Source organism: Streptomyces sp. NPDC031274, assembly GCF_055570235.1.
Map to the genome: position 1 here is coordinate 41335 of NZ_JBVIHP010000008.1, position 25359 is coordinate 66693.

16 protein-coding genes are annotated in these 25359 nt (G+C 70.7%); 3 read left to right on the top strand and 13 right to left on the bottom strand.

What is annotated here, in order from left to right; translation table 11 throughout:
* Positions 1-34: 34 nt before the first annotated feature.
* The 8 genes from ACZ5CR_RS15055 to eccD form a co-directional block, all read right to left on the bottom strand.
* Positions 35-406: a hypothetical protein gene (locus ACZ5CR_RS15055; RefSeq protein ID WP_468857496.1), complete on the bottom strand. Its 372-nt coding sequence runs from the start codon at positions 404-406 to the stop codon at positions 35-37.
* A gap of 2 nt (positions 407-408) precedes the next feature.
* Entirely contained in the window at positions 409-864 is a 456-nt protein-coding gene (locus ACZ5CR_RS15060) for a YbaB/EbfC family nucleoid-associated protein (RefSeq protein ID WP_468857796.1), read from the bottom strand.
* A gap of 178 nt (positions 865-1042) precedes the next feature.
* Entirely contained in the window at positions 1043-4519 is a 3477-nt protein-coding gene (locus ACZ5CR_RS15065; RefSeq protein ID WP_468857497.1) for an AAWKG family protein, read from the bottom strand.
* Between the two features lie 137 nt (positions 4520-4656).
* On the bottom strand, positions 4657-5130 hold the full coding sequence (locus tag ACZ5CR_RS15070) for a type VII secretion system-associated protein (RefSeq protein ID WP_468857498.1): 474 nt from the start codon (positions 5128-5130) through the stop codon (positions 4657-4659).
* A gap of 100 nt (positions 5131-5230) precedes the next feature.
* Positions 5231-5539 carry a WXG100 family type VII secretion target gene (locus tag ACZ5CR_RS15075; RefSeq protein WP_468857500.1) on the bottom strand — a complete coding sequence of 103 codons (309 nt, stop codon included), beginning with the start codon at positions 5537-5539 and terminating at the stop codon, positions 5231-5233.
* A gap of 84 nt (positions 5540-5623) precedes the next feature.
* The gene (locus tag ACZ5CR_RS15080) at positions 5624-5959 is read right to left on the bottom strand and encodes a hypothetical protein (RefSeq protein ID WP_453524375.1); all 336 of its coding nucleotides are present in this window, start codon (positions 5957-5959) and stop codon (positions 5624-5626) included.
* A gap of 495 nt (positions 5960-6454) precedes the next feature.
* Positions 6455-8029 (bottom strand): type VII secretion protein EccB, encoded by a 1575-nt coding sequence (gene eccB, locus ACZ5CR_RS15085; protein WP_468857502.1) that lies wholly within the window; start codon positions 8027-8029, stop codon positions 6455-6457.
* 81 nt (positions 8030-8110) lie between these two features.
* A complete protein-coding gene (eccD, locus tag ACZ5CR_RS15090; RefSeq protein ID WP_468857504.1) occupies positions 8111-9517 on the bottom strand; it encodes a type VII secretion integral membrane protein EccD in 1407 nt (468 codons plus the stop codon).
* A 455-nt stretch (positions 9518-9972) separates the two neighbouring features.
* Between eccD and eccCa the strand changes: the two genes are divergently transcribed.
* Positions 9973-13944 carry a type VII secretion protein EccCa gene (gene eccCa, locus ACZ5CR_RS15095; protein WP_468857506.1) on the top strand — a complete coding sequence of 1324 codons (3972 nt, stop codon included), beginning with the start codon at positions 9973-9975 and terminating at the stop codon, positions 13942-13944.
* A gap of 65 nt (positions 13945-14009) precedes the next feature.
* On the opposite strand, the gene ACZ5CR_RS15100 is transcribed toward eccCa, so the two are convergent.
* From ACZ5CR_RS15100 to ACZ5CR_RS15115, 4 genes are all read right to left on the bottom strand, one after another.
* Complete coding sequence (locus tag ACZ5CR_RS15100; protein ID WP_468857507.1) at positions 14010-15254, bottom strand: S8 family serine peptidase; 1245 nt, start codon at positions 15252-15254, stop codon at positions 14010-14012.
* On the bottom strand, positions 15251-18571 hold the full coding sequence (locus tag ACZ5CR_RS15105; RefSeq protein WP_468857509.1) for a right-handed parallel beta-helix repeat-containing protein: 3321 nt from the start codon (positions 18569-18571) through the stop codon (positions 15251-15253). Before ACZ5CR_RS15105 ends, ACZ5CR_RS15100 begins: the two co-directional genes overlap by 4 nt.
* Positions 18572-18718: 147 nt before the next feature.
* Positions 18719-19966, bottom strand: coding sequence for a ricin-type beta-trefoil lectin domain protein (locus tag ACZ5CR_RS15110; RefSeq protein WP_468857510.1), 1248 nt, complete (start codon positions 19964-19966; stop codon positions 18719-18721).
* Positions 19963-20712, bottom strand: coding sequence for a type VII secretion system-associated protein (locus tag ACZ5CR_RS15115; protein ID WP_468857512.1), 750 nt, complete (start codon positions 20710-20712; stop codon positions 19963-19965). Before ACZ5CR_RS15115 ends, ACZ5CR_RS15110 begins: the two co-directional genes overlap by 4 nt.
* Before the next feature lie 290 nt (positions 20713-21002).
* On the opposite strand from ACZ5CR_RS15115, the gene ACZ5CR_RS15120 reads away from it, so the two are divergent.
* Positions 21003-22232 (top strand): mannose-binding protein, encoded by a 1230-nt coding sequence (locus ACZ5CR_RS15120; RefSeq protein WP_468857513.1) that lies wholly within the window; start codon positions 21003-21005, stop codon positions 22230-22232.
* 188 nt (positions 22233-22420) lie between these two features.
* Positions 22421-23575: a serine hydrolase domain-containing protein gene (locus ACZ5CR_RS15125; protein WP_468857514.1), complete on the top strand. Its 1155-nt coding sequence runs from the start codon at positions 22421-22423 to the stop codon at positions 23573-23575.
* Positions 23576-23647: 72 nt separating this feature from the next.
* Here the strand turns inward: ACZ5CR_RS15125 and ACZ5CR_RS15130 are convergent, their stop codons facing one another.
* Complete coding sequence (locus ACZ5CR_RS15130; protein ID WP_468857515.1) at positions 23648-25294, bottom strand: PucR family transcriptional regulator; 1647 nt, start codon at positions 25292-25294, stop codon at positions 23648-23650.
* Positions 25295-25359 lie beyond the last annotated feature (65 nt).

Genomic DNA, 25359 nt, shown 5'->3' on the forward strand with positions numbered 1-25359 from the left:
CGGCGTGGTGCGGGAGCGGCCTGCGGTGCGATGGTCAGCGGCGTCCATGCCCGCCCGAGTAGCCGTCAAGACCATTGGCGTCGATGCGGTTCTTGCCCTGCTCGATGTCCTCGATGTTGCGGTCGCGGGTGCCCTGCATCATGCGGACCTGGCCGACCGTGGCATCGGTGATGCTCGTCAGGGCATCACGGATGGACAGCATGGTGTCCTTGGTGGTCTGCCGCTCCTTCTGCTCCTGCGGCTTGGCCTTCTCGGCGAAGTCGCCGCTCGTGCCGGGCCAGCTGACCGTGGGAGCGAGCTCGTCGAGGAACTCCTCGGTCATGCTCCTGGCCAGGGTGCCGATCTCCTCCAGCTGCTCCGCCAGGGCCTCGATGCGCTGCGGATCGGCGTAGTACCGCTCGCCCATGGTCAGTTCTCCCCGTCCTCGCCGATCGCGTCACGCCAGGCAGGGGTCGGCTGACCGCCGCGTGCCGTGTCCTCGTTGTCCTCGCGGAGCACCTCGGGACCGAAGATCCGCTCCCAGTCCAGCTCGAAGCCCTTCAGCTCGGGTACCTCGCTGCTGGGTTCGGTGAAGGGCGCCAACGCCTTCATCACGTGGCGGTTCATCTTCAGGCGTGCGGCGTTCGCCGACTCCAGGACGCTGGCGGCCAGCTCCTGGGGGGACATGTCGCGGTACTTGTTCTCCAGGAACTCGATCCCGGTCAACTCGCCCTGCGGGCCCACGGTGGAGCGGACCGCGCGGTCGGATGAGAGCACGGCGAACGACGAATCGCGCAGCTCGCGCTCGGTGCGCGCGACGCCCTCCTGGGCCGTCCGGAGTTCGGCCATCGCCTTCTCCAGACGCTTCTCCAATGGTTCCATCAGGTCCGCGCCTCCCATGCGCCTCGGTCTTCCCCTACGCCCGGACCGGGTCCGCGCGTGTCAGGTTCTGGTCCCACGTACATCAACTGTGCACATGATCTTGCCTGGTGAGAGCCGGTTACGGAAGCGGGGACCGAATGGGATTCGTCTCTCCGCGGTGTCCGAACCGGGGCTCCGGTCGTCATCGGCCGATGACGGACGGGGTTCCACCCTCCTCGGTTCCCCATACGTCGGCGTCCTCTTCCAGATAGTCGGCGGAGGTGGTGGCCCTTCGGCCCGACTCCGCCTCCTCCTCGGAGCTGTCGCCGCCGGTGGTCGTCACCCGGGAGGCCGGCGCCAGGAAGGTGTCGCTGTCCTCCTGACGGTTCCACGGGCTGCGCCTGCTGCGGCGGTTGCGCCGCTCGCTCTCCTCCACCGCGTCGACCAGCACGGAGCGCACCCGCTCGCCGTTGCCCTTCTCGCCGCCCGCGCCCATGCCGCCCATGCCGCCGCCCATCGGCATGCCGGGCGAGCCGGGGGTACCCGGGGCGCCGGGTGTGCCGCCGGAACCCGAGGAGCCAGCGGCCGGGTTGTCCGCGGAGGCGCCGTCGGACAGCGGGGAAGCCCCGCCCGCGCCGAGACCGTCCAGCGAACCGGAGCCCCCGGAAAGACCGGAAAGACCTGCGCCGGCGCCGACGGACACCGGGCTGCCGCCGCCCGCGCCCACTCCGCCGCCGCCGCTGCCACCGGTGTTCAGATCGGGGAGCGTCACGTCCCGGTTGGTGGTGCCGCCCCCGCCGCCTCCGCCCACGCCGTTGGGGATGTCGAGGTTGTTGGGGATGTCCAGGTTGTTCTTGTCCCCTACGGAGTTGAGGTCGTGCAGGTCGATCGTCTTGGTGCCGCCCTGCGGGTCGGTGAGGGTGGCGATGCCGGTGTCCGGATTGATCTTCTGCGTACTGCCGTCCGGGAAGGTGGTGACCGGCTCGCCGTTGTCGAGGGAGGTGATGGAGCCGTCCGGGTTGGTCACCTTCGCCCCGTGGGTGAGATCGGTCAGCTTGGTGCTGCCGTCCGCGTCGGTGCTGGTGAGCATGCCGGTGTCCGGGTCGAAGGTGGCCTTGCCGCCTTCCGCGAACTTGGTGGTGAAGTCGTTGCCGTCGAGCGAGGTGTGCCCGCCGGTCGGAGTCTCCAGGCCGGACTGGTTGTTGTTGATGTCCCCGAGATTGTTGAGGTCCCCGAGGTTGCCGAGGTTGTTGGGGTCCCCGAGATTGCCCAGGTTGCCCAGGTCGCCGTTCGACTGAGTGTCCATCCTGGAGTTGATGTCGCCGAGGTCGCCCAGGTTCCCCACGCCGTTCCCGCTGTTCCCACCGTTGAGGTTGCCCAGGTTGCCGAGGTTCTGGGTGGTGGTTTTGCCGTCCGGGTCGGTGGTGACCGCCTGGCCGGTCGTGGGGTCGACGTCCTGAGTGGTGCCGTCGGGGAAGCTGGTGGTCAGCTTGCCGTCGTCCCCGAGCGAGGTCACTGAGCCGTCCGGGTTCGTCACCTTGGTGCCGTCGCCCAGGTTCTGCGTGGTGGTCGAACCGTCCGGGTGTGTGGTGGTGAGCGTCCCGCTGTCGGGGTCGAAGGCGCTGCTGCTGCCGTCCGGGAAGTCGGCGGTGACTGTCTTGTCGTCGCCCAGCTGAGTGCTGCCGCCGGTCGGGCTCTTGAGGGGCGTATTCGCACCGCCGTTGATCCCACCGAGCCCGCCCCCGCCGGGGCTGTTCAGGTTGCCGAGGTTGCCCAGATTCTGGGGAATCGGGGGTGCGGCGGCGGGTTGCTGCGTCCCGCCACCACCCGGGCTGTTGAGGCCGCCGCCGGGGCTGTTCAGGTTCCCGAGGTTGCCCAGGTTCTGCGGGATCGGGGGCATCGCGACGGACTGCTGCCCCCCGCCACCGCCAGGGCTGTTCGAGTCGCCGAGGCCACCGCCAGGGCTGTTCGAACCGCCGAGGCCACCACCCGGGCCGTTCAGGTTTCCGAGGTTGCCAAGGCTCTCGGTCGGCGGCTTGTTCGCGTTGTTCTGGTTGCCCGGATTCAGCAGGTCGTCGAGGTTGAGCTTCTGGTTGCCCCCACCACCGCCAGGACTGTTGAGGCCGCCGAGGCCGTCCTTCAGGGCATTGCTGTTGGCTTTGGCCGCGGCCTCGGCTTCCGCGCGCGCCTTGGCCGCGTCCGCCTTGTCCTCCGCACGCTGCTTCTTCAACTCGTCAGCCGCCGCCTTCGCGGCCGCCTTGTTCTCCTCGTTCGCCTTCTTCGCATCGTCAGCCGCCGCCTTCGCGGCCGCCTTGTTCTCCTCGTTCGCCTTCTTCGCATCGTCAGCCGCCGTCTTCGCGGCCGCGGCGGCGTCCGCGTTCGCCTTGTTGGCCGCGTCAGTTGCGTCGTCCGCCTTCTTGTCCGCGTAGTCCTCCGAAGCCGTGCTGGTCGTCTTCGGCTTGGGGATGTTTTCGGAGAAGTCCTTGCTGAGGTCGATGAAGTGGTTGTTCAGGCGGGACTGCACCTTGGCGGCTTCCTCGCCCAGGTACTTGTCGACACCCTGGGACCAGATCTCGACCGCCTTGTCGCCGACCTTCGTCCAGGTGGCGGAGTCAGTGAGGTCGCCATACTCGTGCACCTGCGTGAAGTCGCCGTGCGGGCTGTGCATGTAGGTGGTGTAGTAAGGACCGATCGCCTCGATGTCCGTCTTCTTGACGTTGTTCTCGTTCACCCACGTGGCGAGGTCGTCCAGGACGTAGCGCAGTACCTGATGCGGGTCGTAGTGCGGGGAGTTGGCCCACTTCAACCACGCGGCGAGCAGATCCCTCGCGGCGTCTTCCAGGTACGTACGGCCCAGTGCGAGCGCGCGTGAGTACACCGTGCCTTCGGTGCTGGTGCCGCTGCCGCCGCCGACGGCGGAGTTGAAGGTCTCGACGTAGTTGTCGTAGTTCTCGCGGATCTTCTCGAGCAGGCTGCGGAAGACGTCCGCCGCCTCGCCTTTCCAGCTCGCGTCGTCCGCGCCGAAGCGGTCCTCCCACTCCTTCAGGAGCGGCGCTTGGTCCTTGAAGAACTTCGCGGCGTAGTCGAAGGACTTCCCGGTGTCGTCGAAGGACTTCAGGATCACGGCGTCGTTGCCCGGAACGGGCAGCTCGCTGAACTTGGTGCCCTCCGTACTGCCCTCCAGCAAAGCCATGAGCGCCGCCCGCGGTCCGTTCATATACTGGGCGAGTGGCCGACTGTCCATCTTGTCGTCGTTGTAGTCCGTGAACTCGCCACCCGACCGGACACTTGCGGTGTTCACGTTGTCGGAGCCCGCGGAGGCGAAGATGACCTCGTCACCGGACTTCACGCGGCCCTCGAAGACGATCCGGGCCTGCTTGACGACTGTCTTGTCGCCTTTGTCGAAGAACCAGATGTCGTAGTCGTCGTCCGAGTTCATCGCGAAGCCGGTGGAGTCCTCGACGGCCTGCTTGATGCCCTTCTCCTGGAAGTCCATCCGGAAGAGCTTGCCGCCCTTGTCGGAGCGGAGCGTGTCGAAGAGCTTGGCGCGTTCCGGCACCGGGTAGCCGGTGATGTGGGCGACCAGGAGGGCCCACGTGTCGGTCGGCATCTCTTTGGCGTCGGCGACGTACTTGAGGTGCTCGTCGTGCTTGTCGTCGATGCCTGTGTCTTCCGCCACCGGGCGCCCTTTCTGATCTGTTGTCGTCCGTACCGACGCACCCCGTCCTCGTGGGGGTGTACGGCCGGATGTTTCTCACGCGGGCGCGCCGGGCGGCCGTGGCCACGGCCGCTGCGCGCGGCACGGACTCAGGAGTCTCAGTCGTCCGAGCTGTCGGTGCCGCCACTGCTGCCGGCGGTGAGTGTGTCGACCTCTTCGAAGCTCTGGAGCAACGTCTTCGCGTCGATCGCTTCCAGGTTCTTGTCCTTGGTCTTGTTGGCCTCGTCGATGGTGTCGGTGAGCGCCTCTTTCAACTCCTCGAAAAGCTTGACCTGGTCACCGAGCAGTTTGTCGACGGCCGTGGCCGCGTCGGTGACGCCCTTGATCAGCTTCGGCCCCGAGACCAGGGGCTCCGTGAGCATCTTGCCGATGCGCAGAAACTGCTTGTCCTGCACGAGGTTGTCATCGGTGGTCTTACCATCGATGAGCTCTTCGAGCGTGCGGACGCCGGCCTTCGAGCCGTCCTCGCGGTGCGTCTTCGCGCGGTTGTGCACCGCCTGTACCTCGTTGTCGCGGAAGTTCTCCATCTCCTTGAGATTGAAGTGCTTGACGTCGGCTTTCTCACCAGCCATGGGACGCTCTCCTGCTGCTCGGTGCCGGTCGGGGGGGACGGGATGGTCCGGCGGGCGCCGTGCGTACGGGCGCCCGCCGGACCGGTGGGTGCGGCTGGGCCTAGCGGGCCCGCACACCACCCCAGTTGTCGGCGCTCTTGCGCTCGTCGCGGGAGTGATTGTCGTGGATGGACTGGATCAGCTCACCGTTGTCACCGAGGAGCCGGGCCATGTTCTTGGTGGCCTGGTCCCACTCCGCCTGGACCTCACGGTACTTTTCCTGGTCCGCACCCTCCCAGGAGTTGACGAGCGGCTTCAGCTCGTCCTCCAGGTTGTTGAGGGTCGTGATGATCACCTGGGTCTGCTCCATCAATTCCTCGATGGCTTGCTGGACCTTGGGGTATTGCAGGTCGATGATGCCGTCGGCCATGACGTCTCCTCTCGAAGTCCGGGCGCGCGCCCGGGAAGCTCACGAAGTCCGGCCTCACATGAGGGGCCGGTACCGCGGTGGGGGTCAGCTCAGTGCTTCGAAGACACCCTGGCTGGTCTTGCTGTTCAGAACCTCGGTCAGGTCCTGGTTCTCCTTCGCCAGGCGGTTGGCGGAGGTCACGTTCTCCTGGAGCGCGTCGATCATCGTGCTGATCTGGACGACGACCTTCTGCGCCTCGGAGTTCCAGCTGCGGAAGAGCTTCAGGAGGGCCTGGCCCTCGTCACCGCCGACGCCCGAACGCGCGGCGATCTCGGCGACGTTGTTCTGGACCTTCTCGACCTGGCCCCGGGCCGACTCCAGGGAGGTGACGCCTCCCAAGCCCTTGGCATAATCCGCTTTCCTTGCGGCGCTGTCCGCCATGTCGCGCTCCTTTCGTTCAGGCGCGTGCATCGCACCGTTCCTCGCTGAGGCTAGAGAGAACCCAGTGTTTTGCGCAACGCGAGTGGGGAAGATCTGAGCATCGGCCGACCAGCGGAATTCAGCTCTATGTCACCGGAGTTGTTGCAAGATTGCAGCGGAATGAACACATGTGTCGGCCGATCGGGCGGGCGCGATGTGGAGTTCGGCTCCGCGGATCGCGAAACGGGCGGAAGGCGGGCACGCGAAGAGACCGAACGGGCATGGAGAAAGCCCCGATTCGGACCTTGACCCGGAATTCCGTCGACGAGGCCGCCCCACAGGAACATCTGAGCTTCTGCTGAGCTTCGCGCGTGTGCGTCCGGCACCGTGAAGACGCCGATGTCTTCACTAGATTCACACTACACGAGTCGGATCGATCCCGACTTTTCCCCGCGATCGTCCCCTTTCCTTTTCTTCGGCGCGCTATGTACGTCTTGCCCGAATCCGTACGGTGTGTCAACTGCGAGATGCGGTCGACGTCTTGTCCGCGTCATCGTTCTCACCGTCCTTCTTCTTCGTCCGGTCGGCGCTGCCGCACGCCGGAGCCGTGACCTTGGGCTTGGCGGCGCCGGACGCGGCGGCCGGGTCGAGGTCCGCGCCGGTCGGCAGGGACGCGAGGAGCGGTGCCGGGACCGAGTCGATGTCCCCTGCCTCGTACCCGAGTGCTTCCAGCGATTCCTTGGCCGAGAGGCGGTACTTCACGCCGTTCTCCGCGACCAGGTAGGTGGTTCCCGCGTGCGCGGCGCCACTCGCGTGCAGGGCCCGGACCAGGGCGCCGTGACCGGGTCGCACGATCGTGGCGTCCGTGGGGACGCAGGCCGGGCTCAGCGGCTGGGCGGCGCCCTCCGACACCGCCACCGGGGCGAGCCGGGACAGCGGCACGAGCACCGACCGGATCCGTGCGCCGCCCTCGCCGCCGTCCACCTGCGCGCAGAGCGCGCTGCCGCGCGTCGCGGACTGCGGGGTCGGCGGCGCGTCCGGCAGCTCCGCGGACGCGACGGGGCCCGGGTTCTTCGCCCGGTGCTCGCGCAGCACGGCCGCACCGACCGTGCGCACCTCGGGCGACTCCCCCTGGTAGGCGTCCTTCTGGGTGGCCGGGTCGCCGAGCACCAGAGCGGCGCCGAGCCGGGTCAGCGGCACCGTGCCGTCCTTGCGAAGGAGGTGGTAGGTGCTGTCGCCGCCGGGCACGCTGACCTTGAACAGCTGGCCGATCCGGCTGGCCTCGCCCCCGAGTTCGGGGCCCGCCTCGCCGCGGCCGGGCACCTCGGGCGGCGCCAGGGCCGGTCCCGGCGCCAGCGCGTCGAGGAAGGCCGCCGAGACCGGCATCGGCTGCTTGGAGCCGTAACCGAGCGCGTTACGGGCGTCGGACGCACGGTCGAGGGCCAGCCTGCTCCCCCGCCACACCAGGTACTCGGTGCCGTTCGGGCCGCGTACGAGCACCCCGCGGTCGCTGCCGACGTCACGGGAGTTCAGCGGCGCCCCGGCCACGACACTGGTGGCCCCGGGCTTGTTCACCCCGGTGTCCGCCACGGCACCGGAGGTGTCGGGCAGCGCCCCGCCGGGCCCGGTGACGCACATGTGCCAGGCGCCGGAATCGAGTTGGCCCGCGCCGGGCACGGTGTCCGGAGCCCCGGGAATGCCGACCGGGGCGCCCACCGGGACGCCCTCCAACGAGGCGGTGCGGACGTCGACGGCCGCCAGGTCGGAGCCCCCGATCAGCCGCGCCGACGCGTAGTTGCGCACCGGGTGCAGGGTCCCGTCGGTGTCGGTCCACAGGTAGCGGGCGCCGGTGTCGCTGTTGACCACCAGGTGCTTGCCGTCGCGCCAGCTGTCGTTCCCGCCGGGGCGCAGCAGGCCGTAGACGGTGGTGATCGCACCGATCAGGACGGTCACAAGGACGCCGAAGATCACGCCGCGTGTGGTCCGCCCGAGCGGGCTCTCCGGGGCGTCCGGATCGGCCGTCAGCAGGCCCGAACTGAGCCTGCCCATCATGAAAGTGTGGGCGTGTACCTGGTCTCGTTTGGACTGCACGGCCTCTCCTACGACTCCTTCTCCGTGTCCCGGTGTGCGGGCTCTTTACCCCGTGTACGGGATCCCTCCGTCCCGGTGCGCTCAGCCGAACAGGCCGCGCAACCAGCCGAAGAGGCCCGCGACCCAGAGACTGAGCGGCAGCAGCGCCACGGCGAAGAGGGTGTGCGCGAGTTCCCCCGCACGGCCCCAGTACGGCAGCACCCGGCGGCCGGGGATGATCCAGGCGGCGACCACGAGTCCGGCAGCCGCGGCGAACAGCACCGCGAAGACCACCAGGCGGCCGGTGCCGTCGCTGTCCACCGCCCAGGCGCGGGCGAGGAGCAGCAGCCCCCAGACGCCGGGAACGGTCAGGGTCAGCCGCTGCCCGATGTGGACAAGGCCGCGGCAGTGCAGGAGGAGGAGCAGGCTCAGCACGAGGGAGGCGAGCACCTCGGGCAGGCTCGGGCTCTGGGTGAGGACGGTCAGGGCCGCCGCCGCGATGGTGCCGGTGGCGGCGAAGAGCGCGGTGACCCAGCGCCCTGCCAGCTCGGTGCGCTCGGCGACCTCGTCGCCCGCGTAGGGCTCGATGCCCTCCTGGAGCTGGGCGGCGGTGGAGGGCAGCGCGGGCAGCCGCAAGCCTGCCAGTTTGAAGGCGAAGGGTGCCACCGCCCCGGCGGCGAGCGTGACCACCCCTGCCACCAGGGCCACCGCGGCCGAGGCGCCGAGGCCGGTGTACCCCATCAGGGCCCCGGCGATCGCGGTCGCCACCGAGACGAGCGCGGTGGCGAGGAGGGCCGGGGCGCCGACCGCGGTGGCGGCGAGCGCGAGGACCGCGCCGCCCGCGCCTGCCGCGCCCGCGGCGAGCAGCCGCGCTCCCGCGACCCGGACCGCGTCCGGGCCGCTCAACTCGCCGCCGGGCAGCAGCCAGCCGGCCAGGGCCAGACAGGGCGCGACAAGCAGGCCGAGCGCGTTCGCGGAGAGCCGGTCGCCGACCGCGCGGCTGGCGGAGCCCGCGCCCGCAAGCATCAGCAGCCCGGCCAGGGCCGCGCAGACAGCCCTGAGGGAGCCGGATTCGGTCACCCCGGGCCAGAGCACCAGCATGAGGGCGACCACCACGGTCGCCACCGCGGTGCCCACCAGGAGTCCGCGGGCCGCTCCGGGGTGCCAGGTGTGCAACCGTCGGCCCGCGGTGTCGGCTATCCCGTCCACCAGGTCGTCGAGCCGCGCCTCGGGCAGCGCCTCGGTGTGCGGGCGCAGGTAGAGCACGGCGCCGTCGGCCAGCCCGGCGCGGGCCAGGGTGGTCTCCTCGTCGAGCGGGGCGTCACCGAGCTGCTGGAGCACCCAGCCGGCGTGGTCGAGACCCGCCTCCTCGACCTCCTCGCCGACATAACGCAGCAATGTGGGCAGGAGATCGGCGACCGGCACATCGGCGGGCACGGCGAGATCGACGGACACGCTCGGCGCACGTACGGTCAGGCGGCACAGTTCGGCCACCGCACTGTCGGTCATCAGCTGAACTCTCGTCTTCCGTGAAGGCTTTGTCTGGAGGACTTCCCCGGGAGTGGGGTCGTGCGAATAGTACGGAAGACGCACGCGGCCAGGAACGGGGGTGCCGGGCCGGGGAATTGTCTCCGCGCCGACCGTGAACACCGCCCCGCGTGGACAGGTCGCGTTCCGTGAATGCAGACTACTGCCTACGCCCACCGGGTCGTACTACGGACCGGTTCCATTGTCCGGCAGAGAGTTGTCCATCAGGGGAGTTGCCCCTCCCTCGCTATCCACCCGAATCTTTCACCCGGCGTTCACCGCGTCACGCGGGACCGGGACAATCAGCGCGGTGCGGGTCTTTTCCCGCTGCCGAGAGCCCCGGTATTCGCTGCGGGCCTAAAAGCCAGTGAAACCGGAGGTTCTGTTCCTTGAGCGTGGTGCTGTTTCGCCGGCCGGCCCGCAGACGCGGACCGGAGATGCCCGAAGGGCAATTGACCCTTCAGGAGCCGCCGGTCCTTGCCGAGACGGTTCCGGACACCTCGGCCATATGGACCTATTTGCCGATGGCGCTCATGTCGGTCTCGATGATGCTGATGTTCCTGCGCCCCGGCGGTGGGAACGGCGTCTTCATGTATCTGGCGATGGGCGTCATGGCGCTCTCCGCCGGTGCCATGCTCCTCGGCCAGATCATGCGCAAGTCCAGCGAGCGCAAGCAGCGCCTGAAGGGCGAACGCCGCGACTACCTCCGTTACTTGGCGCAGATCCGCAAGCGGGTCCGGGTCACCATCACGGAGCAGCAGCGGGCGCTCGCCTGGCGCCACCCGGAGCCCGCGTCGCTGCGCTCGCTGGCCCGCACCTCACGGCTGTGGGAACGCCGCCCTGCCGACGAGGACTTCGGCGAGATCCGTCTGGCGGTCGGTGAACAGCAGCTGGCGCTCGCCCTGAACCCCGTCTCCACCCGCCCGGTGGAGGACCTCGAACCCCTCTGCGCCCACGCCCTGCGCCGCTTCATCCGCGCCTACTCCACGATCCCCGAACAGCCCCTCGGCCTCTACCTGCGCTCCTCCGCCAGGGTCCTGCTCCGCGCCGACGAAACGCCCGGCACCGAAACCTCCGAAGCCGACACCGAAGCGGTACGCGCCCTGGTCCGGGCCATGCTCGGCCAGCTCGCGGTGTTCCACGCGCCCGAGGAGCTGTGGATCGCCTTCTGCGTCAGCGACGAGCGGCGGCCCGACTGGGAGTGGGCCAAGTGGCTGCCGCACGCCCTGCACCCGTACGAGGAGGACGGCGCGGGCCAGGTCCGCCGGATCACCGCCGACCTCACCGAGCTCGACGATCTGCTCGGCGCCGAGTTCGCCGAGCGCCCCGGCTTCGACCCGGAGGCCCGTCCCGGCCGTGACGAGCCCTACACGGTCATCGTCCTGGACGGCGTCACCGTCCCCGAGGGCCACCGCTGGGAGGGGCACGGCTACCGCAACGCCCTGGTCCTGGACGTCTCCGGGGCGCTGCGCTGGCGTCCCGGCCGCAACACGCTGCGGCTGACCGCGGGGCCCGACCAGGTCAGCCTGGTGCGCACCGACCGCAGCCGCAAGGAGCGCTCCGTGCCGCTCGGCAAGCCCGACCGGCTCGGCAGGCACGGCGCCGAGTCGCTGGCCCGGCTGCTCACCAGCCGCCGGATCAGCCTGGGCAGCGACATCGCGCAGCCGCTCGACAGCGACGTCGAGCTGACGACCCTGCTCGGCATCCCCGACCTGCACCGGCACGACCCGCAGGCCCTCTTCGCCCGCAACACCGGCTCCGCACGGCTGCGGGTGCCGATCGCGGTCGGCGTGGACGGCCGCCCGGTGGAGCTCGACATCAAGGAGTCCGCGCAGGGAGGCATGGGCCCGCACGGCATGCTCATCGGCGCCACCGGCTCCGGCAAGAGTGAACTGCTGCGTACGCTCGTCCTCGGCCTCGCCCTGACCAACTCCTCCGAGACGCTCAACTTCATCCTGGTCGACTTCAAGGGCGGCGCCACCTTCCTCGGCCTCGAGGAACTCCCCCACACCTCCGCCGTCATCACCAACCTCGCCGACGAGGTCGCCCTGGTGGAACGTATGCAGGACGCCCTGCACGGCGAGCTCATGCGCCGTCAGGAACTGCTGCGCTCCGCGGGCAACTACACCTCCGCCCTGGAGTACGAGCGGGCCCGCGCGGCCGGGGCCGATCTCGCCCCGCTGCCCAGCCTGTTCGTGGTGGTCGACGAGTTCAGTGAGCTCCTCTCCGCGCACCGGGAGTTCATGGACCTGTTCGTGATGATCGGCCGCCTCGGCCGTTCCCTCGGCGTACACCTGCTGCTCGCGTCGCAGCGCCTGGACGAGGGCCGCATGCACCAGTTGGAGAGCCACCTCTCCTACCGCGTCGGTCTGCGCACCTTCTCCGCGATGGAGAGCCGGGGCGTCCTCGGTGTGCCGGACGCCTACCAACTGCCGGCTCAGCCCGGCAGCGGCTTCCTGAAGTCCGGTGTGGAGTCCCTGACCCGGTTCCGCGCCGCCTACTCCTCCGGCACCTACGCGCGCCGCACCGGCGCGGTGGTCCAGGCCCGCGTCGCCAGCCAGGTCGTACCGTGGACCAGTGGCTGGGTGGTGCCGCGCACCCTGGAGGCCGCGCCCGAACCGGAGCCGGAGGTCGAGGAGAACGGCCCCGAGGAGACCCTGCTCGACGTGGCCCTCGACAGGCTGCGCGACGCGGGCCCGGCCGCCCATCAGGTGTGGCTGCCGCCGCTGAAGGAGCCCTCGCCGCTCGACGCCCTGCTGCCCGGCGTCGTGCCCGTCCCCGGGCGCGGCCTCAGTGCCGACGGCTGGTCCGGCACCGGCAAGCTCCGCGTCCCGGTCGGCCTGGTGGACAAGCCCTTCGAGCAGCGCCGCGACCCGCTGGTGGTGGACCTCTCCGGGGCAGGCGGCCATGTCGCCATCGCGGGTGGTTCGCAGAGCGGCAAGTCCACCCTCGCCCGCACCCTGATCAGCGCTCTCGCCCTCACCCACACGCCGGCCGAGGTCCAGTTCTACTGCCTCGACTTCGGCGGCGGCGGGCTCTCGCAGCTCGCCGGGCTCCCGCATGTCGGCGGTGTCGCGGCACGGCTCAACCCGGAGCGGGTGTACCGCGCCGTCGCCGAGGTCATGACGCTGCTCGCACGCCGTGAGCAGTTCTTCGTCGACCACACCCTCGACTCCATGCAGTCCTACCGTCGGCGCCGGGCCGCCGGGGAGTTCCCCGACGAGCCCTTCGGCGACGTGTTCATGGTGATCGACGGCTGGTCCACGGTCCGTCAGGACTACGACAACCTGATCCCGAAGTTCAACGAGCTGGCGGCCCGTGGTCTCAACTACGGCATCCATCTGCTCATCACCACCACCCGCTGGGTGGAGCTTTCGGCCCAGGTCCGTGACCAGGCCGCCACCCGCCTCGAACTGCGGATGGGTGATGCGATGGACTCCGAGATCGACACCCGCAAGGCCCGCTCGGTGCCGCGCAGCGGCGGCCGCGGCATCACCGCCGACAGCAAGATGCACTTCCTGGCAGGTCTGCCCCGCATCGACGGGAGCGGCTCCCTGGAGGATCTCGGCGACGGTGTCGCCCACCTCGTCGCCGAGGTGTCCCGGCACTGGACGGGCGCGCCGGCCCCGCAGGTACGGATGCTGCCGCACCGGCTCCCGCTCGCCGAACTCCCCGCGCCCGAGGCCACCGAGGGCGGCGGCATGCGCCTCCCGCTCGGCATCGACCAGGACGCGCTCGAACCGGTCTGGCACGACTTCAGCCGCACCCCGCACCTGATCGTGGTCGGCGACACCGAGAGCGGCAAGACCAACATGCTGCGCCGCATCACCCAGGGCATCACCTCCCGGTACACGCCCGACGAGGCGAAGATCATCGCGGTGGACTACCGACGTACCCTGGTGGACACCATCCCCGAGGAGTACCGCATCGGGCACGTGATCTCCCTGGACAACCTCAAGGAGACCATCGAGGGCGCGGCCCGCGCGATGAAGACCCGCATCCCCGGCGCCGACATCGCCCCTGGCCGCATGCGCCAGTGCGACTGGTGGACAGGGCCTCGCCTCTTCATCCTGGTCGACGACTACGACATGGTCTCCGGCAGCTCCTTCCAGAGTCCCTTCGAGCCGCTCTTCGAGCATCTGACGCTGGGCTTCGAGACGGGTCTCCATCTCGTCGTCGCCCGCAGCGCCATGGGCGCGGGACGTGGTCTCAGCGACGGGCTCATGCGTCGCCTGGACGAGTCCAACAACCCGGCCGTCCTGCTGTCCTGCCCGCCCACCGAAGGCCGCCTCTTCGGCAACGCCAAGCCCCGCAACCTTCCCCCGGGCCGTGCTCTGCACATCGCCCGCCGCAAGGAGCGTCTGATGCAGACGGCGCTGGTGGAGGAGAACCCGGGGCAGAGCGACTGAGGAATCTCTGAGTACGAACGGAAAGTGGGGGCCACCTTTTGGTGGCCCCCACTTTCCGTTCGTACTCAGTCCTGCGCCGGTCCTCCCGCGCCTGCCGGACGCCATCCCCTTCTGCGGGCCCTGGGAAGCGCGAAGGCTCCCCAGAGGATCGCGAGGACGGCGGCGGAGCCGAGCAGCACGAAGAGGGTGGCGCGGCCGGTCGCGCGGTCGGCGGCGGATGTGTCGCGGACGGCCACGGGTTCCGCGGCGTGCCTGGCGCCGGTGGGGGCGCCGGAGTCGCCGAGGACCGTGGTGACGGCGGCGTAGGCATCCAACTGGGGGATGTCGGCGGGGTAGGCCGTGGCGGTCAGGCGGCGCTCGACGACCTTGGGGGATTCGTCGGGGTGGGCGGAGCGGACCACTGCCGCGGCCCCGGCGGCCTGGGCGGCGGCCACCGCGGCACCGGCGCCGAGATAGTGTCCGTCGCCGCGCGGGCCGCCGGAGACCACTCCGGCGCCGGGGGCCGCGAGGTCGATGCCGCTGGTGGGCAGGGAGCCGTCAGGGCGGACGCCGCCGGGAAGCATGTCGGCGACCGAGACGACACCGGGTTCACCGGCAGGCCAGTAGACGCGGGACGGCACCTCCTCGGTACCGCGCGACGGCGGGTCCGGGGTGGCGGCGGCGATCACGACGGCGCCCGCACGGCGGGCGTCGGCGACCGCTTGGGTCAAGGCCTTGTCCCGGCGCGGCAGGGCCACCGCGACCGCGATGACTTCGGCCCGGGCCTCGGTCGCCTCGCGCACCGCCTGTACGACCAGATCGGGGTTGGCCTGACCGCGCGGTCCCGTGCCGCGCAGGGCCAGGATCTTCGCGCCCGGTGCCACCCCGGCCAGACGCGGGCTCTGTCCGCCGTTCCCGGCGATGAGCCCGGCCAGGAAGGTGCCGTGGCCCACGCAGTCCTCACCGGCCGCTCCTGCGGCGGTGACCCGGCCCCCCAGCCCGGCGGCGTCGGGAGCGACACCGGTGCCGATCAGGGCGACGGTCACGCCCGCACCGGTGTTGTCGCGGTGCAGCCGGTCCAGGTCGAGGCGCTGGCGCGACCAGTCCTGCTTCTTCGCCTTCTCACGGGAGGCTGGAGTGCAGGCCGCGTTCGCGGCGTCCGGGTCGAGCGCTGAGGGCATGCCGGGCAGTTCCTGGCCCTTCTTCCCGTCGGCCGTCGGCGGGCGCGAGAAGGGTGCAGCCTGGGCCGGGACGGCCATGGGCAGCAGCAGGGCGGCGGCGAGGCCGGTGCCTGAAAGGAGGCGGGCGGCGCCGCCCGCGGGTGGCCTCATCGGGGTGCCGCCTTCGGTGCCGCGGCCACGACGTCGTCGGGGACGAGGATGCGCAGGTCGTCGAGCGTGGGCGTGGCCAGTGAACTGAGGCGTCTCGCCTGGCGGGTGACCATCGTCTCGACCACTTGGCGGGCCAGGCGGGCGTTGCCGAAGGTGCGGTCCCGGGGCAGCGAGTCGAAGTACTCCCGCAGGAGCGGTCCTGTGCCGGGGCCGCACTCGTAGCCCATGTTCGCGGACTGGGAGCGCACGATGGTGACCAGTTCCTCGGAGGAGTAGTCGGCGAAGCCGATCCGGCGCGGAAAGCGGGAGGAGAGGCCCGGGTTGGAGGCGAGGAAGCGTTCCATCTCGTCGGTGTAACCGGCGACGATGACGACCACCTCGTCGCGGTGGTCCTCCATCAGCTTCAGGAGGGTGTCCACCGCCTCCTGGCCGAAGTCGGCGCCGCCGCCCGCCGGGGTAAGGGTGTATGCCTCGTCGATGAACAGCACGCCGCCGCGGGCCCGTTCGAAGACCTCGCGGGTGAGCTGGGCGGTGTGGCCGATGTAGCGCCCGACCAGGTCGGCGCGGGCCGCCTCGATCAGCTGGCCCCGGTCGAGGATGCCGAGCTGGGTCAGGATCTCCCCGTAGAGGCGCGCGACGGTGGTCTTGCCGGTGCCGGGCGGCCCGGTGAAGACCAGGTGGTTGCTGAGCGAGGGCACCGGGAGCCCTGCGGCCGCGCGGTGGCGGGCGGTGGTGATGAGGTTGACCAGGTCCGCGACGTCGCGCTTGACCTCGGCGAGGCCGACCATGTCGCCGAGCCGGGTGAGCGGGTCGTCGGCCGGGGCGACGGCGGTCCCGGCGTCCTTCGCGGCGGCGGTGAGGGAGACGTCCTCGGGCAGCAGCAGCCGCAGGTCCTTCTCGCTGACCTGCGGCAGGGTGGCGAGCCGGACCGCCTGTCTGTCCACCATCTCCTCGAACACCCCGCGCGCGGCACGGCCGTTGCCGAAGCCCGCGTCGCGCGGCATCGCCTCGAAGTGGGCGGCCAGCGCGTCGGCGGTGCCCTCGCCCAGTTCGTACTGGTGCTGGCCGCACATGTTCTCCATGATCGCGACCAGTTCGGGCACCGAGTAGTTCTCGAACTCGACGGTCCGCGAGAAGCGCGATGCGAGGCCCGGGTTGGAGCCGAGGAAGGAGTCCATCTCGCGGGAGTATCCGGCCGCGACCACCACTACGTCGTCGCGGTGGTCCTCCATCAGCTTCAGGAGCGTATCCACGGCCTCGCGGCCGAAGTCGGCGCCGCCGTTGTTGCTGTCCGAGGTGAGCGTGTACGCCTCGTCGACGAACAGCACGCCGCCAAGGGCACGCTGGAACGTCTCGGTGGTCTTGATCGCGGTACCGCCGACGACCTGGGCGACCAGGTCGGCGCGGGAGACCTCCACCAGGTGCCCGCTGCGCAGCGAGCCCAGTTCGGCCAGGATCGAGCCGTAGAGGCGGGCGACGGTGGTCTTGCCGGTGCCGGGGGGCCCGGCGAAGATCAGGTGCCGGCTCATCGGCGGCGCTGACATGCCGAGTTGTTCGCGGCGCTGGGCGAGCTGGGTCAGGTTGACCAGGGTGCCCACCTGCTGCTTGACGTTCTCCAGGCCGATCAGCGCGTTGAGGGCGCCTAGCGGGCCGCCTTCGCGGTCCGGCGGGGGCGCGTCACCGGCGCCGGATCCTGCCGGGTCGGTGTTCTCCGCACTGCCGGTGCCCCAGGCGTCCCGCTTGCCGTTGCCGACGCTGTTCAGGCCCTCCACGGCGAGCCGGTCGCCGGGCGAGGTCTGTACGAGACCGCCGCCCGCGTTCTCCCGGGCGAGGCAGTTCACGATGGAGACCGGCGCGGTGGACTCCACGCGGAAGCCGTCCTGTTCGCCCCCGGAGACCTCGCAGCCGCTGAGCGAGGCGAGCGCGCCTTCGTTGAGCAGGAATCCGTGGCTCTTCGGGGCGTGGACCGTGGTGCGGTTGGCGGTCAGCTCGCCGCCCGCGGCGACGGCCACCCCTTCCTCGCCGGATATCTCGACGCGGAAGTCGCGGACGGTGACGTTGCCACCGTCCTCGACGACCAGGCCGCTGGTGACCGTGTCGGAGACTCCGCCACCGGCCAGGTAGAGGGTGCTGCCGGAGGCGACGCGCACACCCGCGCCGTTCGGCCGGACGATCTCGCAGTCCTCGGCGCGGCCTCGGGCGTCCTTGGTGGCCGCGATGCCGTCACCGCCGGGCTCCACCAGACGGGCCCGGCGCAGCAGGGGGTTGGCCCCGCCGCGTATCGCGATCGCGGGCGAGCCGCCGATCACTTCCAGGCGGTCGAGCTCGGGCGCCGAGTCCTCTTCAAGGAGCAGCCCGGTCGCGTCGCAGTCCCGGACGGTGAGGCCGGTAAGGGCCGGGGACGCGCCCCCGGCCACCCGCAGCGCCGCGCCCTGCGCGCTGTCCACCCAGCAGTCCTCGAAGGTGCCGCGCGCCCGGTCGGTGACGAGGACTCCGTGGCCGCGGGTGCGCGAGACCCGGCAGCGGCGCAACACCGGGTCGGTGCCACCGGCAAGGGCGATGCCGTTGCCGGAAGCGCCGGTGACGCGGACGTCCTCCAGCGTCGTACGGCCCGTGCTGCTCAGGTGCACGCCGGTGCTCGTGTCGTGCACCACGGTGCGGGTCACCGTGAGGGAGCTGTTCTGTTCCAGGGCGATGGAGGGTTTGTCGGTGGAGGAGAAGTCGCAGTCCTCGACGGTGCCACGGGCCTCGCCGTTGGCGAGCAGGCCGTTGCCGCGGGCGCCGCGCACCGTGCAGCCGCGGACGCGCGCGTCGCCCTCCTCCGCGATGACGAGACCGCTGGTGCCCAGGTGCTCGAAGTTGCAGGACTCCACGGTGCTGGGCGTGGTCGACGTGACCACGATGCCCGCGCCCTGCGGGTTGCTCACACGGCAGTCCCGCAGCGCGAGGGAGCCGGTGCCCCCGGCCAGCATCGCGGTCCAGGCCGCGCCGATGACCTCGCAGCCGTCGAGTGCGGCCTGTCCGCGCCGTACGTCCACGGCCGGTTGCTCGGCGTCGCCGCCGCGCAGGGTCAGTTCGGAGAGCATCACGGCGTCGGCGCGCAGCGCGAGCACACTGCCCGAGCGCGGCCGGATCTCCACGGTGCCCCGCCCCTCGGCGGCGGTGAGGGTGACCCGGGTGTGGATCACGAGGTTCTCCGCGTACGTCCCGGGCCGGACGCTGATCAGCGCGCCGGTCCTGGCGGCCACGAGTGCCTCACCGATCGTCCGGTAGCGGTCCTGGCCTCCGGGGCCGACCGTCAGTACCTGGCGCGACACGCACCAACCTCCTTGCCATGGCTGCGTCTACAGCGGGACGCCCCCTCGCGGGGGCGCGTGTGTCGGCGAGCCGACGGTGCCATCATGCCTCGCCCGCGGGAACGGGCGGGCGTCGGGAGCGGTGTGCTCCCGCTGCGGTGCGTCCGGTCAGACGCTCCACTTCTGGTTGTCCCTGCCCGTGCAGCCCCACAGTTCGAGAGGGGCGTGGTTCTCACGGTTGCTGCCGTTGATGTCGACGCACTTGCCGACCACTGTATTGACCAGGTCGTGGCTGGGGTTCAGCGCGAACTTCTGGGCGTCCGCGCCGTTGCACCGGGCGATCTGGATGGCCGTTCGGTCGTTGAAGTTCGCGTTGGCGACATCCAGGCACAGGCCCTGAATGCGTACGGTGCCGTCGGAGGCGAACTGGAACTTCTGCGCCGGGGCGTTGTTGCAGTCCCACATCTGCAGCTGCTTGCCATCAGTGAAGTTGCTGCCCGGTACGTCGATGCAGCGGCCCGAGAGGTGACTGTGGAAGGAGACGGGAGCGCCGAGAGTCACGCCGCCACCGGCCTTCTTGGGCTTGTCCTTCTGCCCGTCGGACTTCTTCTCGCTGCCCTGCTTCTCCGTCTGGGTCTTCTTGCCTTCGTCCTTCGGCTTGTCCTTCTCGCCGTCGTCCTTCGCCGGGGTGGCCTCCGCGTTCCCCTTCTCCGACTTCTCCGGCTTGTCGGACTTGTCGGAGTCCTTGTCGTCGTCTTTGGCACCGGCGTCGGGCTTGGTCTCCGCGAACTCGCCCGGTTCGTCCTGCTCATCGCCGCCGAGGACGGTTCCGGCAGCCGCCGTCGGTCCCTTGCCGCCCTTGTCGTCGTCCCCGCCGAGCGTCAGCAACGGCACGGACACGAGCAGCGCCCCGGCGACCGCGGCTCCGGCGAGCACAGCCCTGCCCGGCCGCCCCACCGGCCCGGTCCGCTGCTGCGGCTTGCCGATCGCGGTCGCGGACACGGTCCGTACGAGCGCGGGCAGTCGGCTCTTGGCCGCCGCGGCGGCGCCGGGGTCGGTCTCGGTGTCGGGCCCCGCGCCGGAGGCGGCGGCCCCGCTCTCGGACGCGGTTCCGGTGGCCTCGGACTTGGTCTCGGCCTTGGCTTCGGTCTTGGCTTCGGTCTTGGCTTCGGTCTTGGTCTCAGCCTTGGCTTCGGTCTTGGCCTCGGACTTGGAGGGCTCCGTGCCGGGCTCGGCTGCGGCTTTCGCCTCCGCAGGCTCGGGCACGGCCTCGGGCTCCGACTTGGGCCCGGTCTTCGACTGGGGATCCGTCTTCGACTTGGGCTCGGCGACGGTGGCCGCCGCGGTCGTCTCCTCACCGTCGGAAGCCGTCTCGGCCCCCTTCGGGGCGGGGGGCTGCTGGGCCGAACGCGTCACGAGGTACTCCCTGGGATGTGGGGCGAGAGTTCAGGAGAGCTGTCGGTCCGGGCCGCGGCCGACAGGTCGGCACGGTCCACGGTGCCGGAGAGACCGATGAGGCTGTCGGCCGGGACGAGCAGAGGGGCCGCGGCCCCTGCGTTGACCATCAGCAGGGTGCCCGAACCACTCAGTGAACGGGCCAGCTCCCGCGCCGGAAGCCTGCCATGGCGAAGTACCGGGGACATGAACTCGTGTGCAGGCGAGGTGAACAACAGCACAACCGGCTCCCCGTCCTGCCCGGTCGCCGTGAGCGGCCCGCCGTCCGGCGCGCGCACCACGGTGATGTCCGTCTCCGCGAGCGCCGCGAGGGCTTCGTCCACCGAGCCGTATCCGGTGGCGGCCCGCTGCGCCGCCGCGTCCACCGGGTCGGTGGGCTCCGGCCAGCCGAGCACCCGGGCGGAGGGGCGGTACGCCGGGTTGGCGCGGTACTCCCCCACTCCCCCGCTCTCGTCCGACTGCCACTCCCCGAGCACCGCGAACTCCGGCGGTGTCCGCTCCTCGGTCCACTCGGGGTCGACCACGCCGATCCAGTGCCCTGGCGCCCGGCGGGCGGCAGCGCGCACCGCCTCGGGTATCTCGGGTGTGACGGTGGCCTCTGGTGCGTCGTCGACGGCTGACGCGGGGGCGGCGGCGGCCGGGCCGGATCCACCGGACACCACGGACAGGGCATCATGCCTGCCCTCTTGCCGTTCTCCGGGCCGCATCTCCACCTGAACTCTTCGGTCCGTACGAATCCTTGGGCGCCGCACAACAGGCGCGCGCCGACACTGATCATACTGATCATGCCGGGAGTCAACACAATGCCATACGCACCCCTGCCGTTGGCGGCCGGGGAAGATCCGTTTCGGTCTTCCGCGTGCCCGTTTGACGCCCGATCGGGGAACGTTTGGGGAGCAGTGAGGCGTGAACGGACAAAGCGCGAAGGCAGTTGTGCCGCGATGAGCGGCTGCCGGTCCCATGACGGGCTAAGTTGTGCACGCCGTCGGCTCCGCCGATGGACAGTGCGTTCCCCGGACGTCCGGGCCAGGGCCGTACGGGAAGACCCAGCGGCCCGGAGGCGTCGGACCGGCCCGCGGCCGCCACCGTGACCGACCACGCGGAGAACCGCATCAAGTACCGGGCCGAACCGGCTCACTTCGACACGCCCCCACCCGACACCGGTGGCGGCGACAGGCTCTCGACCGGCCCGGCCGCCGCGCGAGCCCGTGCCCACATCGACAGCTCCGCCACCGAGGAGGAGTACCGCATGTCCCCCCAGCCCCCCGCCCCCGGCGCGAACGCGGAGACGGCCACAGCCACCCCCGCAGGAGAGAGCGGACCGCCGCCCGCGTCCCCCGCACCGGCCGAGAAGACCGCTCCCTCCGTACCGGACAAGGAGACGCCGAGCCCGGTCGCAAGCCCCGATGCGGAGTCCGGCACTTCCCCGGCCGCTGAGACCTCGGCCGCTCCGGCCGCCGCGCCCGCCAAGTCCACCGAGACTCCGGATGAGGGCGTCGCCGTGGCTGCGGCCGTCGGCACGGCGCCGCCCGGCGTCAAGACCAACGCCGGCGTCGGCAGCGGCCGCCCCCGCAAGCCGGTCCTTGCGGGTGCCGCGCTCGTCGGTGCCGCCCTGATCGCGATACCGCTGCTGCTGACCGGCAGCGCAAGGGACGACGGGCCCTCTGACACCGTCAAGGAGGCAGGAGGCTCCGACACCGTCCTGAACCCCGGATCCGACCCGGCGGGACTCCAGGACTACGTGGCCAAGAAGCCCAGTCCGTCCCCGGAGAAGAAGAAGCCGAAGAAGTCCGAGGCCCCGAAGACGACCGCACCCAAGGCCGCTCTGCCCCCGCCGGAGCCCAGCAAGAGCAACCCGCCCGAGAAGAAGCCCGACCCCAAGCCCAAGGCTGCCCCGAAGCCGAACTGGACCACCGAGACCGTTTCGGCACCCAGCGTCCTGGAGGTCAAGCAGGCCTGGACCACCAACCGCATCCGCATGGTGATGCAGACCGACGGCAACCTCGTCGTCTACAACGAGAAGGGCAAGCCCATCTGGGCGTCCATGACCTTCGGCGAGAACCACCGGGCGATCTTCCAGCAGGACGGCAATCTCGTCATCCACAACGGCGACGACCGTCCCATCTGGGCGTCCAAGAGCCACGGCCACGAGGGCGCCCGACTGGTCCTCAGGGCCGACGGCAAAGTGGTGATCGTGCACGACGGCCGGGTCATCTGGTCGACCTGACACCGCACCGGGGTCCGCTGCGGCAGCACCTCGCATACCAGCAGCTCTCACCCATGACCCCTCTTCGTTGCCCCCGATGAGTGCCCCGCCCCGCGTTGTCGACCACGACGAAGCGGCGGCCGGGCCCGCTGCCCTAGCTTCCGGACATCACCGGTTCGAGGAACAGCAGCAACCGAGAGGGGCAGCAGATGGCAGTGCGCAGAGCACGGATCGGCGCGGTGGGTCTGGTGGCAGCGGCGGCCTTGACCGCCACTTCGTTCACCTCACCCGCGGCGGCCGACAGCGGTGTGGGACATGCTCAGACCCAGGTGGCCATGGACACCGCCGTGAAGGACGGGGTGCCCGGAGTCGCAGGGCAGGTCAAGGACGGGTACTCGGTCTGGACGGGCACTTCGGGCGTCGGGAACCGCAAGACGGGCGCCCCGCGCTCGGCGTTCGACCGCTACCGCATCGGCAGCATGACCAAGACCTTCGTCGCCACCGTGCTGCTCCAGTTGCAGGGCGAGGGCAAGCTCGACCTCGACGACAAAGTCGACAAGTGGCTGCCCGGTGTGGTCCAGGGCAACGGCAACGACGGTCGCCGGACAACTGTGCGGCAACTGCTCAACCACACCAGCGGGATCCCCAGCTACACCGCCGACCCGGAGTTCCTGGAGAACGGCTTCACGGAGAAGTTCCTGGAGCACCGCTACGACACCTACACGCCCGCGCAGTTGGTCGGCATCGCCATGCGTCACAAGCCGCTCTTCGACCCGGGCGCGGGCTGGAGCTACTCGAACACCAACTACACGGTGGCCGGAATGATCGTCGCGAAGGTCACGGGCCACCCCTACGAGGACGAGATCAAGCAGCGCATCATCCAGCCGCTCGGCCTGTACGCCACCTCTGTCCCCCGCACCGCCTCGTCGATGCCCGCGCCGAGTTCGCGTGCGTACTCCAAGCTCTCCCTGACGCCGCAGCCGACCGGCGCGGTCCACGACGTCACCGAGCTCAATCCGTCGGCCGCCGGCTCGGCGGGCGCGATGATCTCCGAGTCCGGTGACCTGAACCGCTTCTACTCCGCTCTCCTCGGCGGCAAGCTGCTGCCCGCGGAGCAGCTCAAGGAGATAAAGACCACCGTCCCGGTCAGCGGGGCCGGTCTGATCACGGCCTACGGCTTGGGGCTGATGAAGTTCTCGCCGTCCTGCGGCGTCACGGTCTGGGGGCACGGAGGCAACATCCAGGGTTCGGCGTCCCAGGCCGTGACCACTGCGGACGGCACGCACTCGCTGGCCTTCAACTTCAACGGTGACTGGGCGGGGAACAGCCAGGCGGTCATCGAGGCGGAGTACTGCCCGAAGTGAACAAGGGCCGCTGCGCATGAGCGGGGGGGGTCCGGTACGGCTCCCGCCCCCCGCTCATGTGCCTACCGCCGTCTACCGCCGTGCCTCCGGGCGGCGCAGCAGGCGCAGTTGCAGCATCAGCGCGAAGCGGACGTCGGGGTCGGTGAGGTCGGTATCGGCGACTTCGGTGGCGCGGCGCAGGCGGTAGCGGAAGGTGTTCTGGTGGACGTACATCGCTTCGGCGGCGGCCGGGACGTCGCCGAAGGCGTTGAGCCAGGCCCTGAGTGTGTCGACCAGTTGGGAGTCGTGCCGCTTGTCGTAGGCGAGCAGCCGGGCCAGGGGTCCTGTCGGCGGATCGCCCCGCTCGGCGGCGAGGTCGGCGAGGTCGAGCAGGAGCGCCTCGACGTGGATGTCCGAGATGTGGGCGAGCTGTCGGGAGCCTCCGTTGGTGCGCAGGACGCGCAGTGCCCGGTCGGCTCCTTCGCGGGAGCGGGCCAGCGCGCCGGCGTCCTGGGCCGTGGGGCCGATGCCGATCAGCGGGGTCAGCCGGTCACCGATGCGTGTGAGGAAGTCGGAGCCGATGCGGGCCGCTCTCTCCTCCCCGTCCGCCTGGTCGTGCGGCACGGGGAGGATGCCGTAGGCGACATCGCCGATGAGCGCGGTGGCGGCGCGGGCGTGGATGGCGGAGAGATGCATGGCGAAGGCGTCGGCCAGGCGCTGGCGTTCGGCCGTGTGCTGCGCGTGCAGGTCGGTCGAGCCGGTCGACTCGGGCGGGTCCGGCACGGCCAGGGCGAGGACGACACCCGCATAGTCGGTCAGGCCGAGTCGGCCCAGAGCCTCGGCGGCGCCTGATCCGCCTTCCAGGGCGGTGGAGACCAGGTCGGCACGGAGCCGTCGCTCGACATCGGCCCCGGCCCGCAGGCGCAGCATGTGCAGGGCCACCAGTTTGGCCGCGTCGTGCAGCGCCTGGCCGCGCTGTGCGGTGAGCGGGGTGTGGACGACGGCCCAGATGGAGCCGAGGACTTCGTCACCGGCGCGTACGGCGATCGCGGCGCGCGGGATCTGGAATCCGTCGGGTCCGGGTGGGGCGACATGGACCGGTTGGTCGCTGCGGTACAGGGAGCGGAAGATCCCCCGGTCCTCGAGCAGGCGGGTGAAGCGTTCGGGCACTTGCCTGCCGAGGACGGTCTCCACGCGCGAGGGGTCGGCCTCGTCCTGGCGACCGGAGAAGGCAAGGACGCGGGAGCTGCGGTCCTCGATGGTGACCGGGGCGTCGAGCAGTGCGGCCACCGCGTTGGCCACCGCGAACAGGTCGCCGGACGGGGTGCCGCCAAGGGACTGGGGACCCGCGTCGCCGACATCGCCGTCCGCGAGCAGCGAGCGCAGCAGCGCCGCGAGCTGGGCCCATGAGGCGCCGCGGGTCAGCGCGAGCAGCGCCACCCCGGACCTCTGTGCGGCCGCGGTGACCGTCTCGTCGGTCTGCGCGGGGGCGCGGACCACCAGCGCCGCCGCGCCCGCGTCGCCGAGGGCGGTGAGCAGCCGGGCGGTCTCGTCCGCCCCGTGGACGCCGATACCGAGCACCAGCGCCTTCCGGGGCAGCACCGGGTCGTCCAGCGGGTCGTGGATGACCACACCGCCGATCCCGTCCACCGAGTCCGGGTCACCGCACACGAGGTCGAGCAGGGTGGTGCCGAGGTCTTCCAGGACGCGCCCGAGGCTGGCCCGCGGCTGTGTGTTCACCGTGCCTCGTACCCCCCGTCCCCCCAGTAGTGCTTGGGGCCGCTCTTCGTCGGTGTCGACGGGAT